Source organism: Sphingopyxis sp., assembly GCF_035565275.1.
Taxonomy (GTDB): Bacteria; Pseudomonadota; Alphaproteobacteria; order Sphingomonadales; family Sphingomonadaceae; genus Sphingopyxis.
This window is the reverse complement of the sequence record NZ_DATMST010000048.1, coordinates 1-21,706: the sequence shown is the minus strand read 5'-3', so window position 1 is coordinate 21,706 and position 21,706 is coordinate 1. Positions and strand designations below refer to the sequence as shown.

Here is a 21,706-nt window from a genome sequence, read left to right as displayed (position 1 = left end):
GTCCAGGCGCGCCTCGAGCAGGTGACCGCACGGCTCCACCGCGACGTCAGCTCGGTGCGCGCGGTTCCGCTCGAGAGCGCGCTTCGCCGCCTGCCGCGGCTCGCGCGAGAAATCGCCGGCAGCCTCGGCAAGCAGGTCGCCTTCTCGGTCGAGGGCGCCGATATCGAGGTCGACAAGCAGATCGCCGATACGCTTTTTGAGCCGCTGCTTCACTTGCTTCGCAATGCAATCGACCATGGGACCGAGGCGGCGGCCGATCGCGAGGCTGCCGGAAAGCCTGCTGAGGCCCGGATAATGCTGCGTTTCCGACGATCGGGGGATTCGATCATCGCCGAGCTATCGGATGACGGCCGCGGCATAGATCCGGCGGCGATGCGCCGGCTCGCCGCCGAACGAGGGTTGATCGATGTTGAGGAAGCGGCGGCGATGAGCGACGTCGCGGCGCAGCGCCTGATCTTCGCGGCGGGGTTTTCGACCGCGCGCGAGGTTACCTCGATCTCGGGTCGCGGCGTTGGCATGGGCGCGGTCCAGGCCGTCGTCGAAAGGCTCCGCGGCACGATCGATCTCGAAAGCGATCCGGGCGGAGGCACGCGGTTCACCCTTCGTCTGCCGGTCAGCGCACTTACTACCCGCCTGCTCGTCGTCGAGACGGGGCGCGAGCGATATGGCGTCGCGCTCGATCAGGTGATCGAGACGGTGCGCGCGAGCCGCGACGAACTCAAACCCGTCGCATCGGGGCACGCGTGCGTCCTTCGCGGGCGCACGGTCCCGGTCGTGAGCCTCGGCGCGTTGCTCGGCGCCGGGGAGAGCGATGATCCGGTGGCACGGCTGCTCGTCACGCAGGCAGGCGGCGAGCGCGTGGCGCTCCGGGTCGAAGGATTCGCCGAGCGGCTAGACGCCTTCGTGCGTCCGACCGCGGGGCTGCTGGCCGCCGTGCCCGGCGTTACCGGTTCGACCCTGATGGGTGACGGCAGCGTATTGCTCGTTCTCGATCTCCCGGAGCTTTTGGCATGACGGTGCGCCGCGAGGGGCAGACGGTCTTTCTTGAGGGCCGCTGCACGGCCGAGGACGCCGAGACCCTGCTCGTCGCGCTGCGCGACGAGCCCGGCGCGGAAGTCGATGCCTCGGCCGTTACGCGCCTGCACCTCGCCGTCGCACAGATATTGCTCGCGCTGCGGCCCCACATATGCTCAATGCCGCAAAATCCTATCTTGGCTGACGTTATTGCGCCTCGATGAGGTTCCGGACGCGCGCGGGACTTTCATCCGCAGGCGTTTAGGCATAACGAAAAGCCTGTTCAACGCGCCGGAGTATTTATGCCTTTCACCGTCATGATCGTGGATGACAGCAAATTGGCGCGGATCGTCGCCGGCAAGGCGGTCGCCGAGCTTCAGCCCGAATGGACAAGGGTCGAGGCCGGCAGCGCTGCCGAGGCGCTCGATATCCTCGGTGGACGCGAAGTCGATGTCGCACTCGTCGATTTCAACATGAGCGAGAAGGATGGTCTTGAACTTGCGGGCGAGCTGCGCGTTCTACGTCCGACCATGCCTATCGCCATCATCACCGCAAACATCCAGGACGAGATCATCGCTCGCGCACGCGCGGTCGGTGCGGCTTTCGTGCCGAAGCCGGTGACGGCCGACGGGCTGGAGGCGTTCATCTCCGGTGCCACGCTCAGCCTCCGGTCGTCGCGCGCGTGATTCCCGAGCAGGTCGCGCTCACCGAACTGGAACGGGATGCTCTCACCGAGATCGTCAATATTGGCGTAAGCCGTGCCGCATCCAACCTTCGGAAAATGATCGGCGACCAGGTATTTCTATCGGTCCCGTCGATCGACGTGGTGAGCCAGCAGCGCGCCGCAAGGCTTATCACCGAGCGCGAGGTCGGCGAGCTCGTGGCCGTCCGGCAGGATTTTACCGGCGCCTTCGACGGCCGCGCGCTCCTCATCTTTCCGGAGTCGAATAGTCTCGATCTGGTTCGCGCGGTTACCGGCAATGCCCTCTCGTCGGAAGAGGTTGTCGAAATCGAGCAGGAAGCGCTCGCCGAGACCGGCAACATCATCCTCAACAGCTGCCTCGCGACGATGGCGAACATGCTGAAAGGTCCGCTTTCGATGTCGCTCCCGCTTGTAGTGCGCGGTTCGGGCGCGAGCCTGTTCGAGGTAGAGGAGCATGGAACCGCCGAGGGCCTCGTGCTTTTCCTCTACATCGACTTTGCCGTGCGGAGCCGCGACATCAGGGGCTATATCGCCATGATTATGGACTTGCCGTCGCTCGCAACGCTCAAGAGCCTGCTTGAGGACTTCATCGTCCACATTATCGGCGACGACGCTTAGTCATGACCCCCGCCGGAACCGATCAGCTGCGGTCCGAACTCGCCGCGGCGGGCGCAAGCGGGACATGGCATTGGGATATCCCCGGTGACGTCCTGCATGTCGATGCGAAATTCGCCGAGCTTTACAGCCTCGACCCGACGGCCGTCGCAAGCGGCCTTCCGACCAAGACATTCTTCCAGGCCATCCATCCCGACGACAAGGCGCGCATCCGCATCGCGGTCGCGGGAATATTGGCGGGCGCCGAAACTTTTTCCAAGGAGTTCCGGGTTGTCGGTCGCGACGGGCTTTGGCAGTGGGTTCATGGCCGCGGGCAATGCCATTTCGACGCCAAAGACCAGCCGATCCGCTTTACTGGACTGCTGGTCGATGTCACGGAGCGCAAGCGAACCGAGGAGCGGCTCCGTATCGCGCAGACCGCGGGGGGCGTCGGAACGTTCGAATATATCGACGGTTTCGCAACCGCGAGCGTATCGGAAGAATTCTGCCGGCTGCTCGGACTGCATCCTGCGTCGGTGCTTCCGGTGCAAACAATCAACGGCGTTCTCAGTCCCGGCCAGCCGCCGTTGATCCCCGGCCCGCGCGGGGGGGAGGTGCCGACCACGCTCGACAGCAGCTTCGAAATCGTCCGCAACGACGACGGCGAGCATCGCTGGATCGCGCGTCGGGGCGAGATATTGCGCGAGGGGTCGGGATACCGCCTGGTCGGCGTTATTTACGATGTCACGAGCTCGAAGGCGCATGAGGCGGAACTCCGCGATCTGAACGAGACACTCGAATCGCGTGTCGAGCTCGAGATCGCCAGCCGCCGGAATGCCGAGAATGCGCTTCGCCAGGCCCAGAAGATGGAAGCGGTCGGGCAGCTGACCGGAGGCATCGCGCACGATTTCAACAATCTGCTCATGGCGATATCGAGCAGTCTTGATCTGCTCCGCAAGCGTATTCCCGATGACCCCCAACTGATCCGTCTGATCGATAATGCGCTTCAGGGCTCAAAGCGCGGCGCCGCGCTGACCCAGCGCATGCTGGCCTTCGCTCGCCGCCAGGACCTGACATCGGAGCTTGTCGACATGCGGTCCCTGATCAGCGGCATGCTCGACCTTATGCGCCGGACTCTCGGGCCGGCGTGGCCCGTAACCTGCGATTTTCCCGGCCCGCTCCCGACGGTGCTCGCTGACGCGAACCAGCTTGAGATGGCCATCCTCAACCTTGCCGTGAATGCACGCGACGCCATGCCCGACGGCGGGGACATTCTGGTCACCGCGGAGGACTGCGAGGTCGCAGCGGCTACGGTCAGCGATCTGGAGCCAGGACACTATCTCCGGCTCAAAGTGATCGATACCGGTACGGGCATGGACGATGACACGCTGACGCGTGCGATAGAGCCGTTCTTCACGACGAAAGGTGTCGGCAAGGGCACGGGGCTCGGGCTTTCGATGATCCATGGTCTCGCGAGGCAGCTCGGGGGCAGCTTCACGCTCGAAAGCCGGCTGGGCGAAGGGACGACCGCCTCGCTCTGGCTGCCCGCCGCCGCCGGCGATGTGGCGCTCGATCCGGTTATCGCTCCCGAAAGCGGCAAGCGGCCCGTCGAGCAACTGAGCATCTTGGCGGTCGATGACGATCCGCTGATCCTGATGAACACCGCCGCGCTGCTCGAGGATCTCGGCCATAAAGTGTATGAAGCGAGTTCGGGCGAGGAAGCGCTAGGCCTGTTCAAAGCGCATGGCGACATCGATCTCGTCGTGACCGACCACGCCATGCCGGGGATGACGGGAACCCAGCTCGCCGAGCGGCTCGAGATTCTCCGGCCCAATATTCCGCTCATTCTTGCAACCGGCTACGGCGAATTGCCCGTTGGCTTTCGGAAGGGCGCGGTGAAGCTCGGCAAACCTTTCAGCCAGGCGGGTCTCGCCGACGCGCTGGTCGAGGCAATGTCGCAGCCCTGATTTGCTGCGACGCCATTGCCCCCCTTAGCACCGGTCGTCGGGCGGGCTTCCGGCCTAGCGTTCGATAAGATAGTGGATCGGTTTGAAGCTGCCGCCGCAACTGTCGTAGGCCGAACAGGCGGTAAGGCCGATAATCAGATCGTCGAGCGCGCGCAGGCGGATATAATCGCCCGGTTTCGTTGGCGGAGGAAGCACCTTCACCTTGCCGTCGGTGTCCACCGGCACGTTCATGAAAATGTTGAACGCGACCGGGATTTCATCTTCGGAGATGCCGTAAGGCGCGAGCGCCTCGGCGAGGTTCCCGAAGCAGCCGCGATGGACCGGCTTGTCTGCATAAAAGTGCCTGAACGTCGCTTCGCTGCAAGGCGTTAGCAGGAAGTCGTGCGTGCCGACCTTGTCCTCGACGATTTCGAGCATCGGGTTCGAGCGGTTCGACCAGAGGCGATTGCCGGTGGTGAGCCTGATTGTCTCCTCATAATCGATTGTCCGGCCGTTCGAGATGACTTCGCGGACATCTTCCGACATGAACGCGAGCAGGTCGCTGACCTGACCCCCTTCGGGATCGATGACGCGCAGGGTCTCATTCTTTCGCAGGGAGAAAGCGGTACCGCTGCGCGGCGCGATAATCTGGTTCATCTTGGTGGCCTCGACTGGAGGAGAGCAGGAACGGTGCTGGTCGGCGCTGCAAGGGGACTTTGGCCTGTCGCGCTCTATGAATCCTCAATACGAACGGGATCGACAAAAGCTGCCTAGCGGTTGGCGCGAGCTGAGAAAGGTGGCCGCCCAGCGCGCGTCTGTTAAGCCGGAATGGGTCTGAGAAACTCAAATTTGATCCGGAACTAAAGCTCCGCAAGAATATTGCGGTTCGGAACGTGAGCCTCGGCCGCGTTAGCAAACGCGGGGCAGCGAATGCTGGGCAAAGAAGGCTATCATCGCGCGGGAGGCATCCGGGCCGCGCGCATCGGTATAGGATCCCGAAGCATGACCGCCGGACCAGGCGTGCCCTGCGCCATGAATGGTCCACCGCTCGATCCAGATAGTGCCGTCGGAATCGCAACTCGTTTCGCGGGTGAAACTGTGCTGCCCTGCCGACCCGCCGGTTTCCTTGACCGAACGCAACCCCGTCTTGCTGTCGCGCGCGGCACTTGCCACGATATGCCCGCTATTCACTTCGGCAACCGTTGCATCCTTGTCTCCGTGAAAGGTGATGACCGGGACGAACCGGGTGGATCGATGTGGTATTACCGAGGCAGGCGGCCCGTTGCGCATCGCGGCAAATGCGGATGGCATGTCGCGCGCCGCGCCGCAGGCCAGGCCCGAATGGACGCCGATCGCGGCATAAATGTCGGGATAGGCCGCACCCATGATCGCCGCGGTCGCGCCGCCCGCGGACAGGCCGGCCACATAGATCCGGCCCGCATCCGCCTTATATTCTGAAGCAATCGACCGGGTAACCGCAGCTATCAGCGCGGGTTCTCCCTTGTCCCTTTGCTGGTCGCCCGGTTTGAACCAGTTCCAGCAGCGCTGCATGTTCGCAGTTGGTGTCTGGCGGGGATAAACGACGATGAAGCCCATCTCGTCGGCCAGCCGGTTCATGCCCGTCCCGAGCGCAAAATCCTCCGGCGTCTGCGTGCAACCGTGCAGCATGATCAGCAGCGGCATTCCATCCTTCACGCCCGATGGCACATAGAGCCTGTAACTCAATCTGCCTTCGCCTCCGAGGTAATCTCGCTCCTCGAAACGTCCGCCCGCGCCGTAATTTGCAGGCTGCGGCGTTTGCGGCGGATCCGTAGGCGCGGGGCCGGGACGGGCCAACGGGCGGCGGACGGGCGTCACATCCGAATAGCTCTCCATATCCTCTTCGCGGTCCGCGGAGCCTCCGGCCAAGGCGGCTTGGATGAGGCGGGTAGCCCCGTGCAAATCGCCCGATCGCGTCAGGCGCAGTGCGTCGGCCATCGAAGGCATTGTTTCCATCATGTCATTTGTCCCTGAAAAATGTCCCGCTGGATCAGCGGATGCGGTCCGCAAGCGCGGCCTTCACCTCGGCGCTGGCGTGAAAAGCCCCAAGCACGGTCACCGAACGGATCGTGCTCAGCGCAAGTTCGGCCGAGACATCGCTGGCGATCGTCGCGAGACCCAGCACATTGATATCGAACCCGACTCCCGAAGCCTTTGCTTCCTCCAGATCGGCGCGCGAGAAATGGCGAATGCCGAGATCGAGCTCGCTGCGTAGCTGCGACCGCTGCGCGGCCTCCGCGTGACGATCGATCTGGTTCCGGATCGCGGTGCGAATAAGATCGGTCCTGTTCGAATAGAAACCCTCACGCACCAGCAGGTCGATATTGCCGAGATCGACAAAGCCGAGGTTTATTGTGATTTTCTCACTATCCGCCTTGGGCCTTGGCTGATGAACATTTTCGCTCATAACATCCATTCTCCATCCATATGGATGGTATATGGAGTTCACGGCGCGGGTTGCAAGGGCGTATCGGCGCGTCGTGTCAACTTCTCGGCCGACGCCCTCTCCATTGAAAAATATTGATACAATATCTTGAAGAGGACGTTGTTTCTGGCGCGCGGATTTTCGCTACGTGAATCAGGTCGGGGACGTCTCAACTGTGGCGTCTTCGGGAGAGTGGAAGCCGAATTAGGTCTTGATTTCGTTCGACAACGTCCGCTTTTGCCCTTGTCGCGCGAAGAGCGGTCTGACCGCTATCGGCCAGCGGCTGCCGTGTTCAAGATAGCGAGAGCCCAACGTACCAATTGCGCTCGGCGGGAAGGATCAGGCTGACCGGTCCTCCCGGCGGGCCGAGGCTCGCCGCGATCGCGTCGGCCGCCAGTGCGCCGACTTCGTCCGCCGTTTCAGCCGAGCGGGACCATATCGAATTGGGTTTGACGAGCGTGGCGAGGTCGGAATGGAGCGGCGCATCGTGGATGCGGTGATATGTCGCATGATCACCGACGATGTTGACGATCGGCGAGAAGGCCCGGCGCGCGTTGTGGAGGTTGGCGATCCCGTTCGCATAGCCGGGGCCAAGATGGAGCAGGGTGACCGCAGGCTTGCCTGCAAGGCGCGCATAGCCGTCGGCGGCGCCCGTCGCGACACCTTCGAACTGGCAGAGGACGGGCCGGATCACGGGCTGGCGATCGAGCGCCGCCACGAACTGCATCTCGCTCGTGCCGGGGTTGGCGAAACAGACCGTTACGTTGTTCGCCGCGAGTGTCGCCGCGAGCAGGTCCGCGCCATTCGCCTCGCGTGCCGGTTGCGCCTTCACATCATCTCTCCGTACCGCGCCGCCGGGCAGGCATCGCTGCGCCGGTTTCCGCGGCTTATCAGCACAGGACCGTATAGATGTCCGACCCGATATCGTCCGCCAGCCGCAACACGTCCTGCAGCGCCGCCTTGTCGATCGCACCCGCTGACGCCCGCATGGCCTGTTCGTCGCGCCAGCGTTCGGCGAACAGCATCTCGCATCGCGTTTCATGCCGCTCGATTTCGACCCGCTCGCAGCCTTCGATGACCCCGACCGCGCGCGCGAGCCGGTCGAGCGCCGCCCGCAGCGCGCCCTCGTTTGCAGTGGCACAGGTCAGCGTATAGCGTTTCACGATGGTCATCCGAGGCGCTCGATCATCTGGCGCGCGAGGATGTCGAGGCTCGCTTCGGCCTGCATGCTCGCGTCATCGCCGGACGCAGACGCGGCGAGCGACGAGTTGATCGTCACCCCGAGCGGCGTCGGCCAGCCGCGCAGCGCATGCGAAATCGTGCGGAGCGTGGCGAGCGTCGATCCGGCCGCCTGCCATCCGTAGGCGCAGGCGATGCATCCGACGGGCTTGCCGTCGAAATAGGGGCGCGCGTCGGCGGCAAGGTCTTCGGCATAATCGAGGGCGTTCTTGATCAGGCCGGATATCGTGCCGTGATAGCCGGGCGACGCGATAACCACGCCCGCGCACCCCCGCATTCTCGCGACGAGCGTCTCGGCGCGGGGATCGCGAGCTGACTGGCCGGGCGCATAGAGCGGGAGCATCAGATCGGGTCCGGCGAGGCATTCGGTCGCCACGCCGTGCGCCTCGATCCGCGCCAGCGCGGCGCGCAGGATGCGCTCCGACGAGGAATCCGGGCGCGTCGTACCCCCGATGCCGAGGATGAAGGCGGGCGATGTCATCGGACGGGTTCGTCCCGCGCTGCGAGCCGCCCGACCGCTTCGGCGATGTCGTGGGTGAGCGCGTCGGGAATTTCGTGCCCCATGCCCTCGACCAGCCACAGCTCGGCGCCGGTGATAAGCGCGGCGAGTTCCTCGCCCGCGGCGTGCGGGATGAGCGGATCGGCCGTGCCGTGGACGATGAGGGTAGGTGCTGTGATGCGCGACACCATCGCGCTGCGATCACCGTCGGTCAGGATCGCTGCGCGCTGGCGGACATAGCCCGACGGGAGATGCGCCCGTTCGATCTCGGCGGTGACGCGGGCTCTCAGGCGATCCGGGTCGGGCGGATAGGCAGGGCTGCAGATCACGAGGGCATTGGCGACGGCCTGTTCGATCAGGTCGCCACTCCCACCCGCTGTGTCACTTCCCTTTTTCGCCATGAACCCCTGTGCCTCGGCCGAGGGCGGCGGCAGGTCCGGATTCCCGGTCGAAGTCATGACCAGCGTGAGCGTGTCGACGCGATCAGGATAGCCGGCGGCGAGATGTTGCGCGATGAACCCGCCCATCGACACACCCAGGACGTCGGCACGGTCGATGCAGAGATGATCGAGCAGCAGGACCACATCGTGCGCGAGATCGGGCAGGCGATAGGGCAGGTCGGGCACCCCACCGGATCGGAGCAGCCTGAAAACCGCCTTGAGATCGGGGACCGGGCCGTCGGCATAATTGCGCGACAGCCCGGTGTCGCGATTGTCGAAGCGGATGAGCTGGAATCCCCGGTCGACGAGCGCGCGCCGGAACTCGGCCGACCAGCGGATCATTTGCGAGCCGAGGCCGCAGATGAGGACGAGCGGGCGACCTTCGCCTTCGACCGCATATTCGATCGGTCCATGGGGTGCGGAAAAGCTGGGCATGCCGGAATCCGTTACTTGAGAGGGAGAAAATGGTCGGCGGCTCGTTCGGGCCTAACCGCGAATCCAGTGGTGCAGGTGCGGCGGAACGGGTTCGACGAAACCGGCGCGTGCCGGATCGATTTCGGGGCGCGCGAGGACGCCCTCGGCGCGAAGCGATTCGACGAGATCGCGCTCGACCCCGAGCGAGACGAGAACCTCCTCTCCATCGAAGCCGAGCGACGACACCTTGGGCGACGGTGCATGGCCGGCCTTTATGGCAGCGCCCGGAACGGGCACCTGCGTGCCGTCGGGAAAACGGACGCGATGGATGGCGCCCGAGTCCTTGGCGCCTTCCTCCTCGAAAACTTCGCGGGCGGTGCGCATGATACCGCAGGTGATGCCCTTCGCCTGAAGAGCTGCCATGGCTTCGTGCGCTGTCATCGGCGCGATGAAGCGTTCGCCCGCAGCAATCGCCGCATCGCGGAGCGCGGTATCGGCATGGAGGTCGGGAACCTCGACCATATCGCGCGGCGCCCATTCGGGATGCCCGACCAGTCCGGCGTAGCCGCGCCACATGGCGGGCGTGATCGCCGCGACAAAGAGGTTGGCGGTGCGCGTCGCGAACCGGTGGACGAAGCGCGTTCCCGCGCGCGTGCGCGAACGCGTCGGATCAAGATTCCAGAGGCCCATCATCGAAACCTGGTGACCGAGATAGGTCATCATCACGTCGAGCATGCTCATCTCGATCAGCCGGCCGCGCCCCGTTCGTTCGCGCTCGGCAAGCGCCGTCGCCGCGGCGAAGGCAGCGTGCGCGCCGACGCTGTGGTCGGCGAACAATATCTGGCTGAGGACGGGCGGGCCGTCTTCGTGCCCGGTCATTTCGGCGAGCCCGCTCATCGCGATGATCGTGCCGTCGAAGGCCGCATAGTCGCGCCACGGGCCATGCACGTCATAGCCGGTGATGTGGACCATCACGGCGCGCGGATTGAGCGCGTGAAGGTGGGGAAAGCCGAAGCCGAGCCGCTCCGGCACGCCGCTGGTATAATTGGTCACGACGATGTCGGCCCAGCGCAACAGCGGGTCGAGCGCGATCGCCGCGCGCTTGCTCCGCAGGTCGAGAGCAATGCTCTTCTTGCCCCGGTTATGGCAGGCGTAGAACATCGAATCGCCGACCTGCCCGACCCGGTTGTTGGCGCGCGACGGGTCGCCCGCGAGCGGTTCGACCTTGATAACCTCCGCGCCCTGATCGGCGAGCATCTGGGCCGCATGGGGCCCCGCGATATAATGTCCTATCTCGAGGACACGGACGCCGTCGAGCGGGCCGGTCACGGGTGCACCGGATTCGGGCGTGTCTCGCGCGGGAGCGATTGGTCGGCGGATTCGGGCGTGCCCACCTGCGCTGCGGCATATTTCTCGGCCAGCTTGCGCAGATTTTCCTCATGCTGTTCCTTGCTGATCCGGTATCGCGACACAAAGCCCATCGCGATCAGGATCAGCCCGCCGTAGATCGGGATATAGAGCAGGGCGAGCGTGTCGAGCTGGTGCTCGGTGACCGAGCCCACGGGCGTCTTCATCGAAAAGCCGACGGCGGACAGCACGAGCCCGGCGACGAATACGCCGAGCCCCGACACGAACTTGCGGAACAGGTTGTCGGCCGAAAACAGCAGCCCTTCCGAGCGCCGGCCAGTCTTCAACTCGCTGTCCTCGACGATGTCGGAGATCATGGCGGGGACGAGAACCGCGCCGGCGATCAGCAGGATCTGGGTCACGACATTTTCGACCAGCAGCACGGGGAAGACGATCCAGTGGTCGTTTCCGGGAAGGATGTCGACGACGCGCAGGGCGAGCGGGAGGAGGGTCACGACCATCGCGGAGAACCACACGAGCAACGTCGCGCGCTTTTTCCCGAGCCATGCCGCGAGCGGCGGGGCGATCAGGACGCCCAGCAGGCTTCCCGGCACCTGCGCGATCGTCAGGATCGCGATTTCGTTCTGGTTGAAGTTCCAGAAATAGAGATAGAAATAGACTTCCATCGCCGCCCGCGCGCCGATCGCGGCCATATAGATCATGCCGGCGATGGCCATGAACACGAAGGAGGCGTTGTTCAGCGTCGCGAAGATTTCGCTGAACGTGGTGCGAAGCGTGAGTTTGCGGTCCGGCGGCTGGCGCAGATAGACGATGCGGTCGTGCGTCCCGGAGGCCGAGGCGATGATGACGATGAAGATCACACCAGCGGCAACGAGCGCGTAAAGCGAATAGCCCGCGCGTTCGGTGACGCCCCCGGCGCTTTCGGCCATGAAATAGCGGTAGCCTGAAAGGACCATCAGCAGCCCGCCGCAGGTCTCGAACGCCTTGCGCCAGCTGATCAGCTTCGTGCGTTCGTTATAGGCCGGGGCCAGCTCGGGGCCGAGCGCGGCGCTCGGCAGTTCGAAGAAGGTGTCGAACGTCCGGACGACGAGCAGGCAGGCGAGCATGTAGACGAAGAGCTGGCCATGGCTGAATCCGAGCGGCGGATTCCACAAAAGATAGAAGCCGACCGCCAGCGGCAGCGCGGCGGCGTACATGAAGGGGTGGCGGCGCCCGAACCGCGAGCGGAAATTGTCTGAGACCTGCCCGACGATCGGGTCGACGATCGAATCATAGATCGTCGCGATGAGAATGACGGTTGCGACCATCGCGGGCGGAAGCCCGACGGCCTGGTTGTAGAAGATGAGGAGAAAGGCGGTGAAGCTCCGCGTCTTGATTCCGGTCGATGCCGATCCGACGCCATAGAGAAGGCGATGGCGAAGCGTCAGCGGCGGTGCGATCGCCAAGGCCGGATCGCGGGTCGCGGCGCGTTCGGCGGTCATGCCGAATTCTCCTGTGCGGCTGCGGGACGCAAGCGGGCGAGAGCCCGGACGCCGGTTTCGGTTTTCGACATGTCTCTCATCTCTTCATTCGCCGGAAAATACAGGTTGCCGGCGTGCTGCGAAGGCCGCGCGGCCCTCGCGGTAGTCGGCGCTGCCGAAACAGGCCTCCACCGCGGCGGTCACCGCTTCGACGTCGCGATCGCCGGGCGCCTTGACGGCTTCTCCCACCGCGAGCTTTGCGGCGCGTACGGTAAGCGGGGCGTTCGCGGCGACGGTGGCCGCATAATCGATCGCGATCTCTTGCAGTTCAGCCGCCGGGACGACGCGATTGACGAGGCCGACACGCAGCGCTTCCTCGGCTGCGAGGTGGCGCGCCGAGAGGAGCATGTCCTTTGCGGCGCCGGGGCCGACAAGCTGCACGAGGTCGATCACGCCGCCGAGGCCGTAACCGAGCCCGAGGCGCGCCGCCGGGATTCCAAAGACCGACGCCTCCGAAGCGATGCGGACGTCGCAGGCGAGCGCCACGACTAGGCCGCCGCCGATGCAATAGCCGTCGATCATGCCGATCAGCGGCTTGGGAAAGGCGGCGAGATCGCGCCGGGCCTTGCCGCTGACCTTGGTATAGGCGGCGTTGGCTTCGGGCGTATCGCGTTTGGCGCCAAATTCGGACAGGTCGGCACCCGACACAAAGGCCTTGCCGCCGGCGCCCGTCACAATGACGGCGCGGATCGCGGGGTCGGCAGCGAAGGTGGCGAGGACGGCGCTGATCCCGGCCCACATCTCGAGCGAGACGGCGTTATGCCTGGCAGGATTGTTGAAGATCAGCCAGCCGACCGCACCCTCCGCGCGGCCGAGCAGAAGCCCGGTGCCGCTCTGGACGAAGGCGCCCTTGCCGATGATGCTTGCGGTCATGCTGCATGTCCCCTGTGCTGTTCCACCATCCTGCGGATGGCGGCATAATCGAGCTTGCCGTTCGGTGCGCGCGCGAGGTCGTCGACGACGACCAGCTCGCGGGGCGCCTTGAAGGGCGCGATGCGCTCGCGGACGAAGCGTGCGAGCGTATCGAATCCGGGATCCGCTCTGGCTGGATGATATTCGACGACTGCGCAGATGCGTTCTCCGAAGCGCGGATCGGGAAGGCCGATCACCGCTGCGTCGCGCACCGCGGGATGACGCTTCAGCGTCTCCTCGACTTCCTCGGGAAAAATCTTTTCGCCGCCGCTGTTGATGCTCTGGCTGCCGCGCCCGAGGAGAAGCAGCGTCCCGTCGGCCTCCACCCGTGCCCAGTCCCCCGGCACCGACCAGCGCCGTCCGTCGATCATGCGGAAGGTGCGCGCCGTCTTCTCCGGATCCTTGTAATAGCCGAGCGGGATCGGACCGGCGACCGCCGCAAGACCCGGCTCGTCGCTACCGGGTTCGATGCGGCGTCCGTCTTCGGTAAAAACCGCCCCGTTCGGGCCGAGGGTAAACCGCGCCGTTCCGGCCGTGTCGTCGACCGACGAGTGCGACGTCGCCATCTGGAAGCCCTCCGACGAGGCGAAGGTGTCGGTCAGCGTCGCCTGCGGCAGATGCCGGAGCAGACCCTGCTTGTTCTCCGTACTCCACATCGTGCCCGACGAATTGATGTTGCGCAGGCTCGACAGATCCCAGCGGTCGGGCGCGGCATCCAGCGCCTCGAGAAGCGGGCCCGCGAACGCCATGCCGACGATCGCGATCCGGTCCACTTTCAGCCGTTCGGCTTCGTCCAGCAGCCGCGCGGCATCGAACGCGCCCGGCGGAGGCATCGCTGCGAAGCCGCCCGAATTGAGCGAGGAACAGGCGCTCATCAGCCCCGTTCCGTGCATGAAGGGGCAGGCTACGAGCGTCGACACGGATCCCGAGGCCGCGGCGCGGCGCGGGGCTTCTTCGGGCGAAGCGAGCGCGGGCAGGCCGAGCACCGGCGACGCGCCGTAATTGCCGACGCCGAGCAAATCTTCCTGCCGCCACATCACCCCTTTGGGATGGCCGGTGGTGCCCCCCGTATAGAGCAGGATCAGGTCATCGCCCGAACGCCCGCTGGTGCCGATGCCGCGTTCGAACGGGCCTGCCGCGATTTCGGCGAAATCTTCCGCCCAGCCGGGAAGGGGTACGCCTTCGCGCTTCACTGCGATCCATCGGCGCACCTTGGGGAGGTCGCGGCGAATCTGGTGGACGAGGCCGGCGAACGCCATGTCGAAGACGATCGCTTCGGCATCGGCATTGTCGGCGAGATAGGCGATCTCGTCGGGGCCATAGCGATAGTTGATGTTGAAGGGCGCGATCGACACCTTGAACGCGGCGTTGACTGCGACGAGATATTCGGGCGCATTCGGCATGTAGATGCCGAGTTTCGATCCGGGCTGCAGTCCCGCGGCGCGCAGATGGCCCGCCATCGCGCACGCCGCGCGGTCGAACCCGTCCCAGTCGATGACCCGCTCCCCCTGTATGAGCGCGGGTTGGCTTGGCTGTGCCAGCGCCAGCTGTTCCCAGATATCGGCGTATGTCCACGGCGCCATCGCGCGTCCTGCTCCCTCGATCGTCCGGTCTGTTCCGGATTCGATAACGGTAGCTAAACGCCGCGTCACACCAGATCAAGATAATTTTGAACAAAGTTCTATTAAATGGAACGCGGAATAGATCGCCGCTTCGCGTGTCTTTTGCCCTTCGCAGCGGCTCCGTGAGACGAAGCTTCGTCCGGAATTCGATCGCTTGGAGAAAAACTCCAATTGATTTCCATCATGTGGAACAGTATTCCATAATATATCAGGATCGCAGGCGGCGTTGTTCGCCGGCCAGAAGGGGAGTTTTCGTGATCGCCAAAGAGACCGCATCCCGTCGGGAATCGCCCGGGAACGCAGCGCTGCCGCTCGCCGGACTTCTGGTACTCGACCTGACACTTGCGCGTGCCGGTCCGACCTGCGTGCGGCATTTTGCCGATTGGGGGGCAGACGTCATCCGGGTGCAGCCGCCCGACACCGGCGACGAGGAAGTGATCGGGCGGCGCGATGGCTCCGACTATCAGAACATGCATCGCGGCAAGCGTGTCGTGACCCTCGACCTCAAGACCGCCGCGGGCCACGCGGCGTTCATGGAACTGGTGAAGCGCGCCGACGTGCTGGTCGAAAACATGCGGGCGCCGGTCAAGCACCGCCTCGGTATCGAGTGGGAGGCCTTGCGCGAGGTCAATCCGCGGCTGGTCTACGGCAGTATCAGCGGGTTCGGCCAGACGGGTCCCTATACGCATCGCGCCGGGGTGGACCAGATCGCGCAGGGCATGAGCGGCCTGATGTCGATCACCGGCGCGCCGGGCGGCGGGCCGATGCGCGTCGGCATCGCGGTGGCCGATCTCACCTCGGGTAACCTGCTGGCGCTTGCCATCATGATGGCGCTTTACGAGCGTGACCGGACGGGGCGCGGGCGTTGGGTGCATACCTCGCTGCTCGAAAGCCAGATTTTCATGCTCGATTTTCAGGCGGCACGCTATCTTCAGTCGGGCGTCGTCCCGGTCCAGGTGGGCAATGATCATCCGACCGCGGTGCCGACCGGGGTGTTCCCGGCCAGCGATGGCTGGATCAACATCGGCGCCTCTTCATCGAAGCAATGGGCCAATCTGTGCCGTATCGTCGAACCCGCGTGGCTAGACCGTCCGGATTGGCAGAGCCAGGCCGACCGCAGCCGCAACCGCGCGGCGGTCCATGCCGCCATCGCTTCAAAAACAGCGGAGCGGACAACCGGATATTGGGTCGGGGCGTTCGAGGAGGCCGGGATTCCGTGCGGACCGATCTATGCAATCGACGAGGTCTTCGACGATCCGCAGGTCCGGCACCTCGATATGACCCCCGAAATCGAGCATGAGCGCGTCGGCCGGATGAAGCTTGTGGGGTCGCCGCTCAACTTCGAAGGCAGCGCGCGAGGCATCACCGAGGGGGCGAAGACGACCGGCGTCGACACGGTCGAGGTGCTGCGCTGGATCGGTTACGACAACGAGCAGATCGAGGTGGTCACGGGGGTGGCGCCCGCCTAGCCCGGCGCCCTCCTCCGATCGGGGGAGGGCCAATGGCCGGAAGTCCCCGAAGGGCGGCGGGGGCTTCCGTGCGGTGGCCTCAGAGCTGGCCGACAGTCTCCGCGATCCGGGCGCAGGTATAAAGCAGCGCCTCGACGATCTGGGCGTCCTTGGTCTCGTCGACGCGCTCGGTCGGCGCCGTCACCGAGATCGCAGCCGCCGCACGGCCGTTGCGGCCCATGATCGGGGCGCCATAGCTGCAGATTCCGACGGTCCAGCTTCCGTTGGCGCTCGTATATCCCTTGGCGCGCACCTCTTCGAGGTCGGCGAGAACCTGCTTGACGTCGAGCCCCTTGGCGCGCTCGCGCGTCGCGATCGAGCGTTCGATGATCTCTTCGGCATCGGGCTCGTGCGCGAGCATCGCCTTGCCCGGCGCGGTCATCACCGCCAGCGCGCGCGATCCGGGCTGGGTCGAGAAACGCAGCGGACGGGCCGCGAGGATCTTGTCGAGGAACAGGACCTCGTCGCCGTCCAGGACGAGCAGGTTGATCGTCTCCTGCGTCAGACGGTGCAGTTCTTCCATATAGGGGGCGGCCGCGCGCTTCGCCGGATGGTCGGCGATGATGTTCTGTCCCCATTCCCAGAGCTTCAGCGTCGCGCTGTACCGGCCCGAATCTTCGTCCTGCCGGACGAAGCCGAGTTCGATCAGCGTGGCGAGCAGGCGATGCACCCCGCTCTTGGGCAATTTGAGTTCGGCCGCGATGGCCGACAGACGAACGGGCCCGCGGTTGCGGACCAGCAGTTCGAGCACGCTCACGCCCTTGACGATCGTTGATTCCATTCTGTCCCCCTAGGCGACCAACGGAGCCGCGCCAACAACTAGAGCATATTTTCCGGCATTCCAGCGCATAAAATGCCGCATTGTTCCATATAATAGAACATAATTATAAAATAATGTACTTTGTTCTTGCAAATTGCGTTTTGATCGGTCAGTTCGACTCCCGATCCCGCGCCGGCGGGCGCACCGAAAGAAGGGACGAGAGATGAAGTTCGGGATTTTCTATGAGTTGCAGCTTCCGCGGCCTTGGCACGAGAAGAGCGAGTATGATCTCTATCATAATGCGCTTGCACAGCTCGAACTCGCCGACCGGCTGGGCTACGACTATGCATGGGAAGTCGAGCATCACTTCCTCGAGGAATATTCGCACAGCTCGGCGCCCGAAGTGTTCCTCGCCGCGGCGGCCGAGCGCACGAAGAATATCCGGCTCGGCCATGGCATCTTCCAGCTCACGACCAACCATCCGGCAAAGATCGCGGCGAAGGTCTCGGCGCTCGACCTGATCTCGAACGGCCGGGTCGAATTCGGCATGGGCGAGAGTGCGAGCGTGACCGAGCTTGAACCCTTCGGCGTCAATTTCGAGGACAAGCGCGAAATTTTCGAGGATGCGGTGCGCTGCATCACGCCGATGTTCGGCGACGCGCCCGTCGAATATCACGGTCCTTTCCATGATTTTCCGCTGCGCAATGTCGTGCCCAAGCCGCTGCAGAAGCCGCATCCGCCGATGTGGACGGCCTGCTCGCAACTCGAAACCATCCGCTATGCCGGCGAAAAGGGCTTCGGCGCGCTCGGCTTCCAGTTCGTGAGCGCGGACGCGGCGCACGCGTGGGTGCACGCCTATTACAACGCGTTCACGAAACGCCGCGACGCGCTGGCCGACTATCAGCCGAACCCGAACATCGCGCTCGTGTCGATGTTCATGTGCGCCGAGACCGACGAGGAAGCGCAGCGCAAGGCCGACGGTGCCACCTTCTTCCAGTTCTGCCTGCGCTATTACGGACAGAGCCAGGACCGCCAACGCCCGGCCGCCGGATCGGTGAACATGTGGGATCTGTACAACGACTGGAAACGCGCGAACCCGGACGCGGCGACCGCAGCGCTGAAGGGCGGGCTGATCGGATCGCCCGAGACGTTGCGCCGCAAGCTGAGGAAGTTCGAGGAATCGCACATCGACCAGGTCATCCTGCTCAATCAGGCGGGCATGAACAGCCATCAGGATATCTGCGACAGCCTTGAGCTCTTTGCGCGTGAGGTCATGCCCGAGTTTCACGCCAATATCCCGGCGCACGAAGCGTGGAAAACCGCGGTCCTCGCGGGAGAGATCGAGCTCGAGGAGATCGAGACCGAGGCCTTCTCGCAGCGTTACGGGCCGAAAGCCCTCAACATCCAGCCCGTAAAGGCTTGAGATCGACCATGTCATCGTAAAGGGCCGAGTCCGGTAACGGGCCGGCCTCTGGGCTCCAAGAAGCCCAAGGGGAGAGCCATTATGCAATATCGAGAGATAAACTGCCGTTGGACGGCGCGCGCCAGCCTGGTCGCGCTGGCCTTCCTGCTGGCAGGCAATGCAAATGCCCAGGAAGCACCCGAGGCCAACGATCCGCCGGCAGCGGCCGGCGAGGGCGATAGCGGCACGGCAAGCGCGGCGAACGACGTGATCATCGTCAGCGGTTCGCGCGCGATCGTCGACGGAACCAACGCGCCGACGCCCGTGACGGTGATGTCGAACGAACAGCTCAAGACCGCATCGCCCAGTTCGCTGATCGACGGGCTCAACCAGCTCCCGGTCTTCGCGTCGTCGATCCGCCCCAACAGCACCGGCTCGTCGGGGTCGGGGCAGGGCGGCAACGGCGGCAACTACCTCAACCTGCGCGCGCTGCTTCCGACGCGGACGCTCGTTCTGCTGGACGGGCGGCGCACCGTCGCCTCGAGCATCCAGACCAATGCGACCGACGTCACGCTCTTTCCGCAGATGCTGATCAGTCGCGTCGATGTCGTCACCGGCGGCGCGTCGGCCGCCTATGGCTCGGATGCGGTCGCGGGGGTCGTGAACTTCATCGTCGACACGAAGTTCAGCGGTATTCGCGCCGAGGCGCAGAGCGGCATATCGACCTATGGCGATGGCTTTTCCTATCGGGTCGGCGTCGCCGGCGGCCAGTCCTTTGCCGACGACCGCGGCCATATCATCGCAAGCTTCGAACATGCCCGGACGAGGGGCATCGACAATGCCAGCGCCCGCGACTGGGCGGCGACGGGATACGGCATCATTCCGAGCACGATCGCACAGAGCGGCACGACGCAGATTTTTGCGCCCGACGTCCGGTTGAACGGCGCGACCTTCGGGGGGACGATCCAGAGCTGCCTGCCCGCCGGCGCCACCTGTCCGATCGCAAACATGTTCTTCAACCCCGACGGGACGCTCAGTCCATTCGTCAGGGGCGATTATGCCGGCTCGTCGGTCGCCTCGGGCGGCAGCGGCGCCGCGGTGCGGACCAACATCACGACCGGCAACTGGACGAACACCGCCTATCTGCGCGCGCAGTATGAGTTCAGCGACGCGATCAAACTGTTCGCCGAGGGCATTTATGGCGACGTAAACACCGAATATCTCGGTGCGCCGTCCAATATCACATCGGGGTCGACCGCGCTCACCATCTTCGCTGACAATGCCTTCCTGCCCGACGCGGTGCGTTCGGTGATGACGGCGAACGGGATCACCTCGTTCCGCATGGGGCGCGCCAACAAGGAAATCGCACCCAACCGCATTCGCACCAACACCAAAACCTGGCGCGGCGTCGCGGGGATCGAAGGCAGCCTTGGCGGGTCGTGGACCTATTCGCTCGCGCTCGAACGCAGCCGCGCCCACTACCAGTTGTTCAGCCGCAGCAACCTGATCGTCGAGAATTTCTTCAACGGTGCGGATTCGGTCATCGATCCGGCGACCAATCTTCCGGTGTGCCGGTCGACGCTGCTCGGCCTTCCGCAGGGCGAGGGATGCGTTGCGATCGATCTTTTCGGCGAGAATTCGGCAAGCGCAGACGCGATCGCCTATGCTGCCGGAACCGCCAAGGCCGATCTCTATCTCAACCAGACCAACGTCATGCTCGACTTTCGCGGTTCGCCGCTCGACACCTGGGCGGGCCCCGTCTCGCTTGCTTTCGGTGCCGAGTACCGGAAGGAAACGGCGTTGCAGCGGGTCGACGCCATTTCGGGGAAGGTGAAGAGCAGCGAGGGCATCCGCGGCTTCCCGACCTCGGCGAACGGGCAGCCGGGCGGGTTCGCGCTCAGCAATCCGCAGCCGATCGAGGGCGAATTCTCGGTCAAGGAAGCCTATGCCGAAATCGTCGTTCCGCTCGCGCGCGACGTGCCCTTCCTTTACTCGCTCGATCTGAACGGCGCGGTCCGCTACGCCGATTACAGCAATGTCGGCGGGGTCTGGACGTGGAAGATCGGCGCGACATGGGAACCGATTTCGGCCATTCGCCTGCGCGCCACGCGCTCGCGCGATATCCGCGCGGCGGGTATCGCCGAACTCTTCACCGCTTCGCAGCAAACCGCCGGCCTTTCGGCGCGCGATACCACCCTGCCGGGCGCCCCGGCAGTCGCCCCGATCACGCGTCAGACACGGGGCAATCCGGGGCTTCAGCCCGAAGTCGCCGACACGGTGACGGCGGGGATCGTCGTGACGCCGGTGGCGGGCGTCAATCTTTCGGTCGATTATTATTCGATCAAGATCGATGGAGCGATCACCCAATCGACGCTGCAACAGGTGATCGATGGCTGCGCCGCCGGCAATGCCGAACTGTGCGGGCTCATAACCCGTGACGGGCCCGGCGGTTCGATCAGTTCGATCGTCACGCCCTTCCTCAACCTTGCGCAGGTCAAGACGAGCGGGCTCGACATCGAGGCGAGCTACCGGACCGATCTGGGAGACGGGCAGCTTTCGCTGCGCATGCTCGCCAACCACACATTCGAACTCGAGACGACGAACGAGGGGATCACTGTCGACCGGGCAGGCGATATGGGACTGCGCGATGCGGTCGCCAAATGGACGCTCACCGGCTCGGTGAGCTATGCGTCGGCTGGCGGCACCACCGTTTTCGTGCAGGGCCGATATCTGTCGGGCGGCAAATATGACAGCACGCTCGGTCCGACGGCGCTGCCGGTCGAGCAGAACCATGTGCCCGCGGTCTTTTATGCCGATGCCACGCTGAAGCAGCGTATCGGCGAACCCGCGAACGGGATCGAGATGTTCCTCACGGTCAACAACCTCTTCAATCGCAAGCCGCCGCTGGCGCCGCAGGGCGCCGTCACGATCCCGCGTCAGACCAACCCGTATTTCTATGACATGGTCGGTCGCTACTACACCGTGGGTGCGCGCGCGCGCTTCTGAACGACCCTCGTCCTCTCCACCTTGCCCGGTCCGCATCTGCGGACCGGGAATTTCTTGTGACGGCTGATGCAAAACTCGGAAAATCTTCTCGCGGGGTCCTTCGGTACCTTGTCCGACCTCGTCCGCTGCCATGCGGCAGAGCGCCCTGCGCAAGTCGCGCTTGTCGCGCCTGACGGGAAACTCGATTACCGCGCTCTCGACAGCCTCGTCGATACCGCCGCCGCTGCTCTCCAGCGCGACGGCGTGGTTCCGGGCGATCGCGTCGCGATCGTCGGCGCGACATCGACAGCCTATG

21 protein-coding genes are annotated in these 21,706 nt (G+C 64.6%); 9 read left to right on the top strand and 12 right to left on the bottom strand.

The window, feature by feature from the left end; genetic code table 11:
- The 5 genes from VN047_RS03125 to VN047_RS03105 all read left to right on the top strand — a co-directional run.
- Positions 1–1,014 (top strand): chemotaxis protein CheA (locus VN047_RS03125; protein ID WP_325539928.1); only part of this gene is annotated, 1,014 nt, incomplete at its 5' end.
- On the top strand, positions 1,011–1,238 hold the full coding sequence (locus tag VN047_RS03120) for a hypothetical protein (RefSeq protein ID WP_325539926.1): 228 nt from the start codon (positions 1,011–1,013) through the stop codon (positions 1,236–1,238). The genes VN047_RS03125 and VN047_RS03120, both read left to right, overlap by 4 nt.
- A 78-nt stretch (positions 1,239–1,316) precedes the next feature.
- The gene (locus VN047_RS03115) at positions 1,317–1,700 is read left to right on the top strand and encodes a response regulator (RefSeq protein ID WP_325539924.1); all 384 of its coding nucleotides are present in this window, start codon (positions 1,317–1,319) and stop codon (positions 1,698–1,700) included.
- The gene (locus VN047_RS03110; RefSeq protein ID WP_325539922.1) at positions 1,697–2,335 is read left to right on the top strand and encodes a chemotaxis protein CheX; all 639 of its coding nucleotides are present in this window, start codon (positions 1,697–1,699) and stop codon (positions 2,333–2,335) included. Before VN047_RS03115 ends, VN047_RS03110 begins: the two co-directional genes overlap by 4 nt.
- 2 nt (positions 2,336–2,337) lie before the next feature.
- Positions 2,338–4,278, top strand: coding sequence for an ATP-binding protein (locus tag VN047_RS03105; RefSeq protein WP_325539920.1), 1,941 nt, complete (start codon positions 2,338–2,340; stop codon positions 4,276–4,278).
- 54 nt (positions 4,279–4,332) lie between these two features.
- Here VN047_RS03105 and VN047_RS03100 read toward each other — a convergent pair whose 3' ends face one another.
- The 11 genes from VN047_RS03100 to VN047_RS03050 form a co-directional block, all read right to left on the bottom strand.
- The gene (locus tag VN047_RS03100) at positions 4,333–4,914 is read right to left on the bottom strand and encodes an urea carboxylase-associated family protein (protein ID WP_325539918.1); all 582 of its coding nucleotides are present in this window, start codon (positions 4,912–4,914) and stop codon (positions 4,333–4,335) included.
- Between the two features lie 252 nt (positions 4,915–5,166).
- On the bottom strand, positions 5,167–6,234 hold the full coding sequence (locus tag VN047_RS03095; RefSeq protein ID WP_325539916.1) for a PHB depolymerase family esterase: 1,068 nt from the start codon (positions 6,232–6,234) through the stop codon (positions 5,167–5,169).
- 52 nt (positions 6,235–6,286) lie between these two features.
- Positions 6,287–6,703, bottom strand: a complete 417-nt coding sequence (locus VN047_RS03090; protein ID WP_325539914.1) for a hypothetical protein — start codon at positions 6,701–6,703, stop codon at positions 6,287–6,289.
- A gap of 310 nt (positions 6,704–7,013) precedes the next feature.
- Complete coding sequence (locus tag VN047_RS03085) at positions 7,014–7,553, bottom strand: thiamine pyrophosphate-binding protein (RefSeq protein WP_325539912.1); 540 nt, start codon at positions 7,551–7,553, stop codon at positions 7,014–7,016.
- A 58-nt stretch (positions 7,554–7,611) separates the two neighbouring features.
- A complete protein-coding gene (locus VN047_RS03080; protein WP_325539910.1) occupies positions 7,612–7,893 on the bottom strand; it encodes an antibiotic biosynthesis monooxygenase in 282 nt (93 codons plus the stop codon).
- Positions 7,890–8,441, bottom strand: a complete 552-nt coding sequence (locus VN047_RS03075; RefSeq protein ID WP_325539908.1) for an NAD(P)H-dependent oxidoreductase — start codon at positions 8,439–8,441, stop codon at positions 7,890–7,892. Before VN047_RS03075 ends, VN047_RS03080 begins: the two co-directional genes overlap by 4 nt.
- Positions 8,438–9,334 carry an alpha/beta fold hydrolase gene (locus VN047_RS03070; protein WP_325539906.1) on the bottom strand — a complete coding sequence of 299 codons (897 nt, stop codon included), beginning with the start codon at positions 9,332–9,334 and terminating at the stop codon, positions 8,438–8,440. The genes VN047_RS03075 and VN047_RS03070 overlap by 4 nt, the downstream gene beginning before the upstream one ends.
- A gap of 51 nt (positions 9,335–9,385) precedes the next feature.
- Positions 9,386–10,642, bottom strand: coding sequence for a CoA transferase (locus VN047_RS03065; RefSeq protein WP_325539904.1), 1,257 nt, complete (start codon positions 10,640–10,642; stop codon positions 9,386–9,388).
- A complete protein-coding gene (locus tag VN047_RS03060) occupies positions 10,639–12,162 on the bottom strand; it encodes an MFS transporter (RefSeq protein WP_325539902.1) in 1,524 nt (507 codons plus the stop codon). The genes VN047_RS03065 and VN047_RS03060 overlap by 4 nt, the downstream gene beginning before the upstream one ends.
- A gap of 84 nt (positions 12,163–12,246) precedes the next feature.
- Positions 12,247–13,074, bottom strand: coding sequence for an enoyl-CoA hydratase (locus tag VN047_RS03055; protein ID WP_325539900.1), 828 nt, complete (start codon positions 13,072–13,074; stop codon positions 12,247–12,249).
- Positions 13,071–14,696, bottom strand: coding sequence for an AMP-binding protein (locus VN047_RS03050; protein ID WP_325539898.1), 1,626 nt, complete (start codon positions 14,694–14,696; stop codon positions 13,071–13,073). The genes VN047_RS03055 and VN047_RS03050 overlap by 4 nt, the downstream gene beginning before the upstream one ends.
- A gap of 293 nt (positions 14,697–14,989) precedes the next feature.
- Here VN047_RS03050 and VN047_RS03045 point away from each other — a divergent pair, with 293 nt between their 5' ends.
- Entirely contained in the window at positions 14,990–16,204 is a 1,215-nt protein-coding gene (locus tag VN047_RS03045; RefSeq protein ID WP_325539897.1) for a CoA transferase, read from the top strand.
- A gap of 79 nt (positions 16,205–16,283) precedes the next feature.
- On the opposite strand, the gene VN047_RS03040 is transcribed toward VN047_RS03045, so the two are convergent.
- Positions 16,284–17,024: an IclR family transcriptional regulator gene (locus tag VN047_RS03040; protein WP_325539896.1), complete on the bottom strand. Its 741-nt coding sequence runs from the start codon at positions 17,022–17,024 to the stop codon at positions 16,284–16,286.
- A gap of 202 nt (positions 17,025–17,226) precedes the next feature.
- On the opposite strand from VN047_RS03040, the gene VN047_RS03035 reads away from it, so the two are divergent.
- From VN047_RS03035 to VN047_RS03025, 3 genes are all read left to right on the top strand, one after another.
- The gene (locus VN047_RS03035; protein WP_325539894.1) at positions 17,227–18,426 is read left to right on the top strand and encodes an LLM class flavin-dependent oxidoreductase; all 1,200 of its coding nucleotides are present in this window, start codon (positions 17,227–17,229) and stop codon (positions 18,424–18,426) included.
- An 81-nt stretch (positions 18,427–18,507) separates the two neighbouring features.
- The gene (locus VN047_RS03030; RefSeq protein WP_325539892.1) at positions 18,508–21,411 is read left to right on the top strand and encodes a TonB-dependent receptor domain-containing protein; all 2,904 of its coding nucleotides are present in this window, start codon (positions 18,508–18,510) and stop codon (positions 21,409–21,411) included.
- A 66-nt stretch (positions 21,412–21,477) separates the two neighbouring features.
- The coding region (locus VN047_RS03025; RefSeq protein WP_325539890.1) for an AMP-binding protein at positions 21,478–21,706 on the top strand (229 nt) is incomplete at its 3' end.

What these genes read in the sequence shown, in the direction of transcription:
- VN047_RS03060 (WP_325539902.1), bottom strand. Translation starts at nt 12,162, where the DNA reads ATGACCGCCGAACGCGCCGCGACCCGCGATCCGGCCTTGGCGATCGCA.
- VN047_RS03100 (WP_325539918.1), bottom strand. Translation starts at nt 4,914, where the DNA reads ATGAACCAGATTATCGCGCCGCGCAGCGGTACCGCTTTCTCCCTGCGA.
- VN047_RS03115 (WP_325539924.1), top strand. Translation starts at nt 1,317, where the DNA reads ATGCCTTTCACCGTCATGATCGTGGATGACAGCAAATTGGCGCGGATC.
- VN047_RS03120 (WP_325539926.1), top strand. Translation starts at nt 1,011, where the DNA reads ATGACGGTGCGCCGCGAGGGGCAGACGGTCTTTCTTGAGGGCCGCTGC.
- VN047_RS03075 (WP_325539908.1), bottom strand. Translation starts at nt 8,441, where the DNA reads ATGACATCGCCCGCCTTCATCCTCGGCATCGGGGGTACGACGCGCCCG.
- VN047_RS03030 (WP_325539892.1), top strand. Translation starts at nt 18,508, where the DNA reads ATGCAATATCGAGAGATAAACTGCCGTTGGACGGCGCGCGCCAGCCTG.
- VN047_RS03095 (WP_325539916.1), bottom strand. Translation starts at nt 6,234, where the DNA reads ATGGCCGACGCACTGCGCCTGACGCGATCGGGCGATTTGCACGGGGCT.
- VN047_RS03035 (WP_325539894.1), top strand. Translation starts at nt 17,227, where the DNA reads ATGAAGTTCGGGATTTTCTATGAGTTGCAGCTTCCGCGGCCTTGGCAC.
- VN047_RS03105 (WP_325539920.1), top strand. Translation starts at nt 2,338, where the DNA reads ATGACCCCCGCCGGAACCGATCAGCTGCGGTCCGAACTCGCCGCGGCG.
- VN047_RS03080 (WP_325539910.1), bottom strand. Translation starts at nt 7,893, where the DNA reads ATGACCATCGTGAAACGCTATACGCTGACCTGTGCCACTGCAAACGAG.
- VN047_RS03055 (WP_325539900.1), bottom strand. Translation starts at nt 13,074, where the DNA reads ATGACCGCAAGCATCATCGGCAAGGGCGCCTTCGTCCAGAGCGGCACC.
- VN047_RS03040 (WP_325539896.1), bottom strand. Translation starts at nt 17,024, where the DNA reads ATGGAATCAACGATCGTCAAGGGCGTGAGCGTGCTCGAACTGCTGGTC.
- VN047_RS03050 (WP_325539898.1), bottom strand. Translation starts at nt 14,696, where the DNA reads ATGGCGCCGTGGACATACGCCGATATCTGGGAACAGCTGGCGCTGGCA.
- VN047_RS03070 (WP_325539906.1), bottom strand. Translation starts at nt 9,334, where the DNA reads ATGCCCAGCTTTTCCGCACCCCATGGACCGATCGAATATGCGGTCGAA.
- VN047_RS03090 (WP_325539914.1), bottom strand. Translation starts at nt 6,703, where the DNA reads ATGAGCGAAAATGTTCATCAGCCAAGGCCCAAGGCGGATAGTGAGAAA.